Here is an 11,881-nt window from a genome sequence, read left to right on the forward strand (position 1 = left end):
GATTGCTCTGCGTCGGTTTTCGGCTTTTCGTTCATCTGGCAGGCGTAACGAAAATCATCTTATAATATAATATTATCGTTACATTACATCAGCCTGCCGCGTTACTCCGTACCCAGAACGCCCCATTTTCAGACGCAACGCATAAATAGAAATGGGCGGCGAGCTTTTCCGTGCTTTTGTCAGATAATGTTCTGTTCGCCGCCCCAACCGGAACATCGGATCGGGTAGAGCGCGGAAAAACAAGGCCCAGACAAAGGGCAGTCAGACACGGAAAACGAAGGAGAACATTTATCGGATGAAAACACGAATATACTATGTTTCTGCGCCCGCAGGATCGGGCAAAACACATCGGCTGGAACAATATGCGGCCACGATGGCGAGCAGCGGAAAACGCAAAATCCTCATCGCGCAGCCGACCAAGGAATTGATCCAGCAGACAGCGAATCGGATCAGCAATCTTTATCCCGGCGTTGCCGTCCACACCATCTATTCCAACTCATCGGGCGATAGCGTGCTGCCACGTATCGAACGCCACATGGCCCATGCGGAGCGAGCTAAAGGGCAAGTGCTGCTCATCACGCATGAAGCGATCAAACGCCTGCCGCCCGCGCACCGCATTCATTGGGACTTGATCGTCGACGAAATCCCCGCCGTGTTCGGCTGTATTCCGCTCAAGATCGTGGATACCCACTGCTACCTCACCGATCATCTGGCGCTGGAAGACCTCGCCGCCGGGATCAGCGCGGTAAAAATTGCGGACGGGCATGAGGCCGATGTCGAAGCCCTCAAACGCAATGACAGCGACGATGAACTGCTGGAACATTTCCAGCGCATCGCCACTCATCTTCTCGATGACAATCGCACCGTCATGGTCGAAACCGCAGCCTATCTGGATTTGATCGAGGGCCGAAAGACCATCGGGGAGGTCAATTTCTTCTCCCTGCTGCGTTCGGAGTTCGTGGCAGATTTTGAGTCCGTCACCTTCATGGGCGCCAATGCGCTCGAAACCGAATTGTTCGTTCTATGGGGTGCGCTGGACGATGTGGAATTTCGGCAGCATCCCATCTTGTCCAAGGGGCTTCGCTATGACCGGCATCAGAATGGCAATCGCCTGACCATCCACTATCTGTTCGAGCAACAATGGTCGATCAGCCGCTCACTAAAAGTGGGGAACGAGGCAGGGCTAACGCTGCTGGAAAATGTCGGCCATTATATCGGGAGATTTTTCAGCGGTCAGCGCTTCCTATGGGTTGCCAACAAGTCGGCCGACATGCGGATGTTCGACCAGAATGATCGCTTGCCGCCTGTCAGCCACGGACTGAACAAGCCGCATTTTATGAACTGCCATGCCGTCGCCAGCACCATCGCGCTTGTCCATGACAACGCCAGTGCAAAATTCCTGGGGATGCTGGGACTGACCAAGCAGCAAATCCGCACCATCATTTGCTACCAAAGCGAATATCAGGCCTGTCCGCCGTCAGCACCAATGGCGCATATTTGAGGTTGTGATTTAAGGAGGATTTGGGCTTCGTCGTAGTGACGAAGGAACGAAGATGAAGCCCAAATCCTCCTTGAAAAAATCGGCGCCGAAGGCCCCAGCTGAGCGGGTGGTGAAGGACATACGGCGTGCGACGCGCCGGCACTTCTCTGCAGAGGACAAAATCAGGATCGTGCTGGAGGGGCTGCGCGGCGAAGACAGCATCGCCGAGCTGTGCCGCAAGGAAGGCATCGCCCAGAGCCTGTATTACACCTGGTCGAAGGAGTTCATGGAAGCGGGCAAGCGTCGTCTGGCCGGCGATACCGCCCGAGCTGCGACCACCGGCGAGGTGCACGACCTGCGCCGCGAAGCCCGTGCCCTGAAGGAATGCGTGGCCGACCTGACGCTGGAAAACCGTCTGCTCAAAAAAAGCATGATCGCGGATGGGGGCGACGAAGAATGAGGTATCCCGCATCTGAGAAGCTCGAGATCATCAGGATCGTCGAGCAGTCGCATCTGCCCGCCAAGCGGACGCTGGACCAGCTCGGCATCCCCCGCCGGACCTTCTATCGATGGTATGACCGCTACCTCGAAGGCGGGCCGGAGGCGCTGGAGGATCGGCCATCGGCGCCGAGCCGGGTGTGGAATCGCATCGGCAACGATATCCGGGACCAGATCGTCGAGATGGCGCTGGAGACGACCGAGCTATCCCCTCGCGAACTGGCGGTGCGGTTCACCGACGAGAGGCGCTACTTCGTGTCGGAAGCCACGGTTTACCGCCTGCTCAAGGCCCATGATCTGATCACCAGTCCGGCCTATGTCGTGGTCAAGGCCGCCGATGCGTTCCACACCAAGACCACCCGACCGAACGAGATGTGGCAGACCGATTTTACCTACTTCAAGATCATCGGGTGGGGCTGGCTGTACCTGTCAACCGTGCTCGACGACTTCTCACGCTACATCATTGCCTGGAAGCTGTGCACCACCATGCGGGCCGAGGACGTCACCGACACGCTGGACCTCGCCCTGGCGGCTTCCGGATGTGACAGCGCCACGGTGCTGCACAAACCCCGACTGCTCAGCGACAACGGCCCGAGCTACATCGCTGGGGAACTGGCCGAATATATCGAGGCCAACAAGATGACCCATGTCCGCGGTGCCCCGATGCATCCGCAGACCCAGGGCAAGATCGAGCGCTGGCACCAGACCCTCAAAAACCGCATCCTGCTCGAAAACTACTTCCTGCCTGGCGAACTTGAAGCCCAGATCGAGGCCTTCATCGACCATTATAATCACCGCCGATACCACGAGAGCCTCGGCAACGTGACGCCTGCTGACGCCTACTTCGGCAGGGCACCCGCCATCATCAAACAGCGCGAAAGGATCAAACGACAGACTATCGAATATCGGCGCTTGCAGCACCGAAAGCTCGCCGCCTAATATCAATCCCAAGACGAGGCCCGCTCTCCGCTAATTTACGCCACGAGTTGCGCCAAATGTTCTGACGACGGACACGAGCCAGAAAGAGCGGGTTTTGCCCGCTCTTTTTTTTCTGACTGTTCCAACCAACCACCCGCGATAATGCGACTGCCCGAGATGGACTATTCCCACTAGTAGTGGGGCGCGCGATCAGAGCTTCTGAGCGCAGGAGCGTGGAGGCTGCTGTCAGACAGCTACGCAGGGGCAAATTGCCTTCGTCGGGCAGGAGAGCGCAATTCAGGCAGCGTCCTTGGTAGCTTGAGCATCGAGCACCTGCTGGACAAGCGTATCCCAATCCAGTCCCCCACCCTGGGCCTTCTGACGCAGCCAGGTCATTGCCCGCACAAGCTCGGCTGCGGAATGTCCATCCAGCTTCGTAATCGCATCCGCGCGCTCCTGCGGGATGACGTGGCTGTAATGCTTGCGGATTTGCTCGTAGGACGTGCCCATATTCAGGGCCAAATCCTCATAGCTGACACCAGCCTTCAACCGTTCCGTCGCGTAGGTATGGCGGAAGCTGTATATCGTGCGATTATGACCGTCCGGCCCCTTGAGCAGTCCCGCGTCGCTCAGCAGCTTTTTCAAGCTGACGTGCGGTTCCCAGCCTTCCGGCCAGACCAAATCCTCGTCGGCCCCACGTTCCGGCAGATAGATGAATATATCGGGCTGGCTGATCGCTGTGCGCGTGCCGGTCTTGGTATCGGCGGGGACGGTTATTTCCGCCTTCCCGTCCCTTAACCGCTTGACGCCTTTCCATGTCAGCGTTTCCATCTCGCGGCGACGAAGACCCGTCAGGTAATAGCACCAGATTAAACGGCGCAGCAGAGCGCGCTGGGTGTTATGCAGACGGTGGCGTCCGCCATGCTGCCAACTCTCCATGTAGCCGCCCAGCTCATACCATTCATCTGAGGTGAACCCGTATCGCCGCTGTCGATCTGGATCACTTTTGATGACATGGGCTTTCATCGCCCCCAAAGGCCGGATGAGCTTTTCACGTTCCGCCCAATTCAGGGCTTGCTTGAACAGGCCAAATTCAATCTGCAACGTCTTCTTCGACGGCCGCACCGCGCAATTTTTGGGGCGATCACCCCGCTCGACCCAGTAATCCCGCCGCCATTCCACATAACCTTCCGCGATCTGCGCGGTGATCTGGTCGAGATTGCGGTTGCCGACATAGGACTTGAGATACAGGCGTCCCGTGCCTTCATGCAGGCGATAACGTTCCGGCGATAATCGCCGCTTCGCGTAGGGCAGCCATTTATTGTCCCAGAAATCCGAGAACTTCAGTGTCTTCAACGGAAGGTCTTGGTCAACGCGGACGAGCAGCTTGCGGTAAATCTCCTTCGCCTTGTGCTCTGCCACTGCGCGGTCTTCCGTCTCCAATGACCGCATTGCGCGCTGGCGATGGCCGAATTGAAAATTCGCATACCAGAGGCCGCTTTTCACGTCATCGCGCTGGAACACGGTGACTTTGCCGCCCTCTATCTTGAAAGCATTGATTCTCTTCACTTTTCTCGTTCCAAACCTGTTGCACATGGGGCGCGATCTGTTGCACGACCTGTTGCACGCAGGGATTGAAGTCGAGTTAAAGAAGGGCAGAAAACCGTGCTCTCAGACGGCCTGCTGCAAATCTGTTGCACATGAAAAAAGCGGGGACAAGCCCCGCTTTTTCCTTGATATAGTTGGGCTTTTTCAAGCCCAGCAGTAAGGCTCGCCTTAGCGCTTCGAGAACTGGAAGCTGCGGCGGGCCTTCGCCTTGCCGTACTTCTTGCGCTCGACCGCGCGGCTGTCGCGGGTCAGGAAGCCGGCCGCCTTGACCGGGCTGCGCAGCGCCGGTTCGAAGCGGGTCAGCGCCTGCGCGATACCGTGCAGCACGGCACCCGCCTGGCCCGACAGGCCGCCACCCTTGACGGTCGCGACGACGTCATACTGACCGACGCGCTCGGTCAGGCCGAACGGCTGGTTGATGACGAGGCGCAGCGTCGGACGCGCGAAATAGACTTCCTGGTCGCGGCCGTTGACGGTGATCTTGCCCGTGCCGGGCTTGACCCACACGCGGGCGACGGCGTCCTTGCGGCGGCCGGTCGCATAGGCGCGGCCCTGCTTGTCGACGATCTTTTCGCGCAGCGGCGCGGTCGGCGTTGCGGGGGCGACGGTGGCGCCTTCAACCGCGCCGGCGAGATCCTTGAGATCGGTCATGGTCTGTTCGTCGGCCATTATGCACCCACCTTGTTCTTGCGGTTCATCGACGCGATGTCGATCACTTCGGGGCTCTGCCCTTCATGCGGATGCTCGGCGCCGGCGAAGATGCGCAGGTTGCGCATCTGCTGGCGGCCGAGCGGGCCGCGCGGGATCATCCGCTCGACGGCCTTTTCGAGCACGCGCTCGGGGAAGCGGCCTTCGAGCACCTTCTGCGGGCTGGTTTCCTTGATGCCGCCGGCATAGCCGGTGTGCTTGTAATAGCGCTTGTCGGCCATCTTGTTGCCGGTGAACGCCACCTTCTCCGCATTGATGACGATGACATTGTCACCGCAATCGACGTGCGGGGTGAAGCTCGGCTTGTGCTTGCCGCGCAGGATATTGGCGATGATCGACGCAACGCGGCCCACGACGAGACCGTCGGCGTCGATCAGCACCCATTTCTTCTCGACCGTCCCGGCGTTCGCCGACTGGGTCGTCTTGGTCAGCGCCTTCATGGCACGCTCCTTGACAGATATGGACCGGAGCGCGAGCCGCCCCGAAATAATGACGCCGCCTGTCCCGAAGGAACGAAGCGGCGCTTCGGAGCGGGCCAATGCCGCCGAAAGCACGAAAAGTCAACTCTGCAGCGGCTTTGCTGACGGGTATCAAGATACCCTATCGCCGATCGTCCGTATCGAGCGCCCGGATGCGCTCCTCGACCAGCCTGCGTTCGCCGGGCTCCGCGGCGGCGATCCAGGTGCGGCGGCGTTCGCTCGTGACGAGCCCGGTCGCGGTGTCGATCGTCCACGCCACGTCGGTTTCGATCGGCCGCTTCGCGCCCGCTCCTACCTCGATCACGGCCTTTTCGAATTTCGTCGCCGTGCGCACGTTGCCCTGCTGCGTGACGGCCGCGCCCTCCTCGATCGCCGGATTCGCCGCTGCGACGAGGGCGCGAATATCCGCCGTCGCGAGCTTTTCGCGCTCGGCCGGCGGCAACGCCGCCAGCAGGCCCGCCATCTGATTCGCTTCGCTCCGCGTGGCGGCCGCGCCCATGTCCTGCACCCGGCCGAGCACCCGCTGCCAGAGCGCATCGGGATCAACGAGGGTGATACGGTTGCCATCGGGCGCGATCAGATAGGTGATCGGCTGATCGACGAGCGGGCGCAGCATCCCGGTCACCGCCCGCGCGACGTCAGGCGCCGCGTCGGATTCGATCGCGCGCAGCGTCGCCACCAGTTGCACGCCGCGCCCTACCCGGCTCCATTGGAGGTCATAGACGAGCGTATAGCTTGCCATCGAACCGTCGCGCGCCAGCCGCCGCGTGGTGACGCGATAGACCATCGGCCGATCGATCGGCGGAGCGAACAACGCGGGCGCGGCCACAGGGGTCGCCGCCGGCGACGGCGCGGGAGGCAGAGGCTGCGCCGCCAGCAGCAGCAGCGCCGGGCCGATCATGCCGCCGGACGGCCCAGCCGGTGCAGCGATGCCGCCGTCACCGCGACGAGGATCGCGCCCGTCACCTGGTGTAGCGCCGCGATCTCCATCGACACGCCGGTCACCACCGTCAGGATACCGAGCGTCATCTGCGCCGCGACGACGAGGAGCAGGAGCTTCGGCTCGATCCGCGCGCCGCGCCGCGCAAGCGTCCACGCCAGCCACAGCAGCGCGGCGGCCGCGACCCACGACCACCAGCGATGGAGGAAATGGATCAGGAAGGGATCGTTGGTGAAGGCGAACCAGGCGCCGCGCGACCAGTCGATCCCGTCGGGCACGAAGCGGCCGTTCATCGACGGCCAGGTGCTCGCGACATAGCCGGCGTTAAGCCCCGCGACCCACGCGCCAAGCAGCAACTGGAAGAAAAGGATCGCGAACAGCAGGATCGCTGTCCCGGTCAGCCGCGCCCGGGGCGCCGCCGGATCGCGCGCCATCAGCGCGAAGTCGCGCGCCGTCCAGACGAGCGCGACGAGCAGGAACAGCGCGGTAAGCAGATGAGTCGCGAGCCGGAAATGGCTGACGTCGGTGCGGTCGACGAGGCCCGAGGCGACCATCCACCAGCCGATCGCGCCCTGCAGCCCGACGAGCGCCACCAGCCCGGCGAGCCGCCAGCCATAGCCCGCGGGGATAGCGCGCCGCCAGCCATAATAGGCCAGCGGCACGAGCAGCGCGAAACCGACGAGCCGACCGAGGATGCGGTGCAGCCATTCCCAGAAGAAGATGCCCTTGAACGCCGCGAGCGACATGCCGAGATTGATCTCCTGATATTCCGGGATCTGCTTGTATTTCTCGAACTCGGCCTGCCATGCGGCATCGCTGAGCGGCGGCAGCACTCCCGACACCGGCTTCCATTCGGTGATCGACAGGCCCGATTCGGTGAGGCGGGTGATGCCGCCGACCGCGACGATCGCGATCACGAGCAAGGCCACGATCCAGAGCCAGCGAGCGAGTGTTGCGGGGCGGGGATGGGGGTGCGACATGGCCGCCCTATCGGCGCTTGCCGGGCGATAGGCAAGAGGGGCGAAGGCGGCGGTGACGCTGTTTGAAAAGCGCGACGGAATTTTCCTTCCTCGTCACCCCGGACTTGATCCGGGGTCCCGCTCGATGACGGTGACAAGCGGGACCCCGGATCAAGTCCGGGGTGACGAGGAGGATAATCGAGACTTCCAACGCCGAGCGCGCAGCGAAATTCATGGCCGCGACAGGCGGCGCTTGATAAGCGGCGGCGATGCGGTCGCTGTCTCTCGTCGTCCCGATCCTGCTCGGCTTCCTGCTGGCGACGCCGCTGCGCGCGGCGGTCGCCCAGCCGTCACCTTACACCGAGCTTGCAACGCTCGAAGCGCGCGTCGCGGCCATCGGCTTTCGCCTGACCACCGCGAATGCCGCCTGGTGTCCCGCGGTGCAGCCGCAGTTCGGATGGATCTGGGGCGACCCGCGCCTCTACGACGAAGCACACCGCGCCGAAGCGCTCGCCGCCTATCGTGCGGCCGATGTCGACGCGCCCTATATCGCGGCGATCGCGCCGGGATCGCCCGGCGATCGCGCCGGACTGCACGTTGGCGCGCCGGTGCTGACAATCAACGGCATCGCCGTTCCGGCGGGCGAAAGCGCCGACCCCTTCGCGCGCATCGCCGCAGTCGAGACGCTGCTTGCAGCGCTGCCGCCGCGCGGCATGGTGGAGATTTCGGGCGCGGCGGGCACGAAGACCGCAGTCGCCCCCGTCACCGGCTGCGCAAGCGATTTCCGCGTCGATGCGCGCGACCGGCCCGAGGGTGCCGCCGATGGCCGACTGGTCGTGATCAGCGGTGGCCTGGTCCAATTCGCGACCAATGACGATGAACTCGCCGCCGCGGTCGCGCACGAGCTCGCGCACAATATCCTCCGTCACCGCGCGCGCCTCGATGCCGCGGGGGTCGATCGCGGGCTCGGCAAACAGTTCGGGCGCAGCGCCCGGCTGTTCAAGCAGACCGAGGTCGAGGCCGATCGGCTGTCGGCGTGGCTGCTCGCGGGCGCGGGTTATGATCCGCACGCCGCGATCCGTTTCTGGACCCGCTTCGGCCAGCGCGCGGGACGCCCTTTGTTCCAGGCCGGCACCCATCCCCGCTGGCGCGATCGGGTCGCGTCGATCGAGGCCGAAGTGCAAGCGATCGAGGCCGCGCGTGCCGCCGGGCGGCCGCTCGAGCCGCCGTTGATCGCCGACCCGCCTCCCTTGGAATAGGGCTGTCGCCACCCTATTTAAACGGCATTCCTCTTCCCCGACTAAGGAGCATGCCATGACGAGTGACACCGCAATTCTGGCCGGCGGCTGCTTCTGGTGCACCGAAGCCGTGTTCCAGTCGCTCGACGGCGTCGCGGGCGTCGAAAGCGGCTATATCGGCGGCACGCTCGCCAACCCGACCTACAAGCAGGTGTGCGGCGGCGACACCGGCCATGCCGAGGCGATCCGCATCCGCTACGACCCGGCAGTGATTTCCTATGGCGACCTGCTCGACGTCTTCTTCGCGACGCACGACCCGACGCAGCTCAATCGCCAGGGCAACGACATCGGCACCCAGTATCGCAGCGCTATCTTCCCGCTGAACGAAGCACAGGAAGCCGCGGCGCGCGACGGTATCGCGCGCGCTGCCGCCGATCGGCCCGCTCCTGTCGTCACGACGATCGAGCCCGCGTTGACCTGGTATCCTGCCGAGGATTATCATCAGGCCTATTGGGAAGGCGAAGGCCAGCGCAATCCCTATTGTATCGCGTCGATTCCCCCCAAGCTCGCCAAATTGCGCAAAGGCTTTGCCGAGCGCGTGCGCGCGGACGGATAGTCGGGCAGCGCGTGGCAACACACCGACTGTTGCATTATGGCCGCATGACGTCACTTTTCCTTGACTTTGCGGCACTTTAAACTAGCGGACACCCCCGCGCCGGGGCAGGATGCCTGCGCGCGCTTGGGGGTCGCTTCACGGTGCTGGTTTCGCTTCTTCTGATCGGATCGTCGCTCACGACACCGCAGATGGCGGTTCAGGCCGCCAGCCAGACGATCGTCGAAAACAGCGCCGAAGGCATCACCAACGGTGTCAACCGCATTCTCGGCGGCATCATCAGCTATGCGCGCTGGCCGGCGGCTGCGTCCCCCGCACCGCGTGACCTGTGCCTCGTCGGTGCGCCGCGCCTCACAGGCCGCATCGCGCCTATCGTTCCGGGCGGGCAGGCGGTCACGGTGCGCCGCACCACGGCAGCAGGGGCGACCAGCGGCGGCTGCGACATCATCTTTCTCGGTCATATGCCTATTGCCGATCGCCAGCGCCTGATCGGCTGGGTGCGCGGCCGTCCGGTGCTGACGATCACCGACGACGACCCGGATTGCAGCTTCGGCGCCATGTTCTGCCTGAGCGGCCGCACGTCGAAGATCAGCTTTTCGGTCAATCTCGACGCCATCGGCCGCGGTCCGCTGCGCATCGATCCGCGCGTGCTGAAAATCGGCAGCGACGACGGAACGGCCCGATGACCGCCCGCCCGCCCGACCGCGAAGGCGCGCGAACGACGCTGCAAAAGCTGCTGTCGCGCTTTCATTTCGGCATCACCCTCTTCGCCGTCGCCTTGTCGGGAATCACGATCCTGCTGGCCGGGATCACGACGCTGCGCAGCTATGCCGACCATAATATCGAACTCGCGGCGCGGCTCGGCGCCTATGGCGCCGAACCCGCACTGGTGTTCAACGATCCGCAGGCGGCGCGCGAGGGGCTCGAACCGCTGATGCGGCTTCCCGGCATCGCGCGGCTCCGGCTTCTCGACGATCGCGGGCGCCCGCTCTACCAATGGACGTCCCCGCTGGGCGACCCGGCGCCGCTCCTGACCCGTCTTTTTTTTCCGCGCCCCTTCGCGGCCACGGTCCAGCGCAACGGATCGGTGATCGGACACATCGAGGTCTGGGGCGACAGCTCGACACTGATCGACTATGTCCGCATCGGCGCCCTCGCCGGCCTCGGCTGCCTGCTCGTCACCGCATTGGGCACGATCATCCTCGCGCGCCGTTTCGAATATGAACTGGTGAAGCCGCTGGGCGAGATCGCCACCGTGGCCCACGACGTCCGCCTCCACCGCCGCTTCGACAAACGCGTCCAGTCGCTGGGGATCGTCGAGCTCGACCGGCTGGGCGGCGACATCAACGCGCTGCTCGACGAATTGCAGGGCTGGCAGGGCACGATGGAAAGCGAGAAGGCGCTGCTCGCGCACCGCGCCTCGCACGACATGCTGACCGCGATGCCCAATCGCGCCGCCTTCGACGAGCAGTTGCGACAGCGGATTCAGACCGCCCAAGCAAAGAACCGACGCTTCGCCCTGCTGTTCATCGATGCCGACAATTTCAAGGCGGCGAACGACAATCACGGCCATGCGGCGGGCGACGCGGTGCTGGTCGCGCTGTCGGAGCGGATCAAGGACACGCTGCGCAAGGAGGATTTCGCGGCGCGGATCGGCGGCGACGAGTTCATCGTCATCATCGACCCGCTCGACGACGCGATCGATCCCGGCGAACTCGCCGATCGCATCCGCACCGGCGCGTCGCAGCCGATCGCGCTGCCCGGCGACCAGCACTACCGGCTGAGCATCAGCATCGGCGCGGCCGTCTATCCCGACGACGGCACCGATGCGCGAACCCTGCTGACCGCTGCCGACGCCGCCATGTACGCCGACAAACTCGTCAAGCGCCCCACTTGAAGCGGAGAGATATCGTGACCCACCCCCTGCCCCTTTCGCTCCGGCAGCTTTTCCTGATCCCGCTTCTGGCGCTGCTCGCGGCGTGCCAGAGCGTGCCACCGCCAGCCAAGGGGTTCAGTCCCGAACAGGTCGCCGCGCTCCAGGCCGAAGGCTTTGTCGAAACCGGCGACGACTGGATGCTCACCATCAACGAACGGCTGCTTTTCGGCGTCAACGAGAGCGCCCTGAAGTCCGAGCAGGTCGAGCGGCTGGGCGAACTCGCGCGCCACCTCGTCGCGGTCGGCATCCCGACGGCGCGCATCGAAGGCCACACCGATTCGACCGGCGCCGCCGCCTACAACCAGGCCCTGTCGGAAGCGCGCGCGCAAAGCGTCGCGGCGCCGCTGCAGGCGAACGGCATGCGCTTCACCGCCGATCAGATCATCGGCCGCGGCGAGACGATCCCGCTTTCGTCCAACGCCACGCCCGAGGGCCGGCAGGACAATCGCCGCGTCGTGCTGATCGTCTCGCCCGCCGAATGACCGGCGGCGCTTCTTTTCCTGT

General features: G+C 63.6%; 12 protein-coding genes. 7 read left to right on the forward strand and 5 right to left on the reverse strand.

What is annotated here, in order from left to right; genetic code table 11:
• The first annotated feature begins 214 nt into the window (after nt 1–214).
• Nucleotides 215–1,501: a DEAD/DEAH box helicase family protein gene (locus ACVENA_RS15800; RefSeq protein ID WP_449328956.1), complete on the forward strand. Its 1,287-nt coding sequence runs from the start codon at nt 215–217 to the stop codon at nt 1,499–1,501.
• Between the two features lie 52 nt (nt 1,502–1,553).
• A protein-coding gene (locus ACVENA_RS15805) for an IS3 family transposase (protein WP_257546647.1) occupies nt 1,554–2,917 on the forward strand; the annotation gives its coding sequence in 2 pieces (ribosomal slippage) (nt 1,554–1,901 and nt 1,904–2,917; 1,362 coding nt in all).
• A 276-nt stretch (nt 2,918–3,193) separates the two neighbouring features.
• Here the strand turns inward: ACVENA_RS15805 and ACVENA_RS15810 are convergent.
• The 5 genes from ACVENA_RS15810 to ACVENA_RS15830 all read right to left on the reverse strand — a co-directional run bounded on the left by ACVENA_RS15810 (nt 3,194) and on the right by ACVENA_RS15830 (nt 7,611).
• A complete protein-coding gene (locus ACVENA_RS15810; protein ID WP_449326127.1) occupies nt 3,194–4,465 on the reverse strand; it encodes a tyrosine-type recombinase/integrase in 1,272 nt (423 codons plus the stop codon).
• Between the two features lie 207 nt (nt 4,466–4,672).
• Complete coding sequence (gene rpsI / locus ACVENA_RS15815) at nt 4,673–5,173, reverse strand: 30S ribosomal protein S9 (protein WP_257544796.1); 501 nt, start codon at nt 5,171–5,173, stop codon at nt 4,673–4,675.
• A complete protein-coding gene (rplM, locus tag ACVENA_RS15820; RefSeq protein WP_449326128.1) occupies nt 5,173–5,652 on the reverse strand; it encodes a 50S ribosomal protein L13 in 480 nt (159 codons plus the stop codon). Before rplM ends, rpsI begins: the two co-directional genes overlap by 1 nt.
• Before the next feature lie 160 nt (nt 5,653–5,812).
• Nucleotides 5,813–6,592 carry a hypothetical protein gene (locus tag ACVENA_RS15825; RefSeq protein ID WP_449326129.1) on the reverse strand — a complete coding sequence of 260 codons (780 nt, stop codon included), beginning with the start codon at nt 6,590–6,592 and terminating at the stop codon, nt 5,813–5,815.
• Nucleotides 6,589–7,611 carry a COX15/CtaA family protein gene (locus ACVENA_RS15830; RefSeq protein WP_449326130.1) on the reverse strand — a complete coding sequence of 341 codons (1,023 nt, stop codon included), beginning with the start codon at nt 7,609–7,611 and terminating at the stop codon, nt 6,589–6,591. The genes ACVENA_RS15825 and ACVENA_RS15830 overlap by 4 nt, the downstream gene beginning before the upstream one ends.
• A 248-nt stretch (nt 7,612–7,859) precedes the next feature.
• Between ACVENA_RS15830 and ACVENA_RS15835 the strand changes: the two genes are divergently transcribed.
• The 5 genes from ACVENA_RS15835 to ACVENA_RS15855 all read left to right on the forward strand — a co-directional run bounded on the left by ACVENA_RS15835 (nt 7,860) and on the right by ACVENA_RS15855 (nt 11,859).
• Nucleotides 7,860–8,849 (forward strand): M48 family metalloprotease, encoded by a 990-nt coding sequence (locus tag ACVENA_RS15835; RefSeq protein ID WP_449326131.1) that lies wholly within the window; start codon nt 7,860–7,862, stop codon nt 8,847–8,849.
• A 55-nt stretch (nt 8,850–8,904) separates the two neighbouring features.
• Nucleotides 8,905–9,444, forward strand: coding sequence for a peptide-methionine (S)-S-oxide reductase MsrA (gene msrA / locus ACVENA_RS15840; protein WP_449326132.1), 540 nt, complete (start codon nt 8,905–8,907; stop codon nt 9,442–9,444).
• Between the two features lie 140 nt (nt 9,445–9,584).
• On the forward strand, nt 9,585–10,127 hold the full coding sequence (locus tag ACVENA_RS15845; protein WP_257544808.1) for a YfiR family protein: 543 nt from the start codon (nt 9,585–9,587) through the stop codon (nt 10,125–10,127).
• Nucleotides 10,124–11,338 (forward strand): diguanylate cyclase domain-containing protein, encoded by a 1,215-nt coding sequence (locus tag ACVENA_RS15850; protein WP_449326133.1) that lies wholly within the window; start codon nt 10,124–10,126, stop codon nt 11,336–11,338. The genes ACVENA_RS15845 and ACVENA_RS15850 overlap by 4 nt, the downstream gene beginning before the upstream one ends.
• 14 nt (nt 11,339–11,352) lie before the next feature.
• Nucleotides 11,353–11,859, forward strand: coding sequence for an OmpA family protein (locus ACVENA_RS15855; RefSeq protein WP_449326134.1), 507 nt, complete (start codon nt 11,353–11,355; stop codon nt 11,857–11,859).
• Nucleotides 11,860–11,881 lie beyond the last annotated feature (22 nt).

The sequence above is a fragment of the Sphingopyxis sp. 550A genome (assembly GCF_053569535.1).

Excerpts from the sequence above, each read along its gene's own strand:
- ACVENA_RS15830 (WP_449326130.1), bottom strand. The coding sequence starts at position 7,611 with ATGTCGCACCCCCATCCCCGCCCCGCAACACTCGCTCGCTGGCTCTGG.
- ACVENA_RS15835 (WP_449326131.1), top strand. The coding sequence starts at position 7,860 with ATGCGGTCGCTGTCTCTCGTCGTCCCGATCCTGCTCGGCTTCCTGCTG.
- rpsI (WP_257544796.1), bottom strand. The coding sequence starts at position 5,173 with ATGGCCGACGAACAGACCATGACCGATCTCAAGGATCTCGCCGGCGCG.
- msrA (WP_449326132.1), top strand. The coding sequence starts at position 8,905 with ATGACGAGTGACACCGCAATTCTGGCCGGCGGCTGCTTCTGGTGCACC.
- ACVENA_RS15850 (WP_449326133.1), top strand. The coding sequence starts at position 10,124 with ATGACCGCCCGCCCGCCCGACCGCGAAGGCGCGCGAACGACGCTGCAA.
- ACVENA_RS15825 (WP_449326129.1), bottom strand. The coding sequence starts at position 6,592 with ATGATCGGCCCGGCGCTGCTGCTGCTGGCGGCGCAGCCTCTGCCTCCC.
- rplM (WP_449326128.1), bottom strand. The coding sequence starts at position 5,652 with ATGAAGGCGCTGACCAAGACGACCCAGTCGGCGAACGCCGGGACGGTC.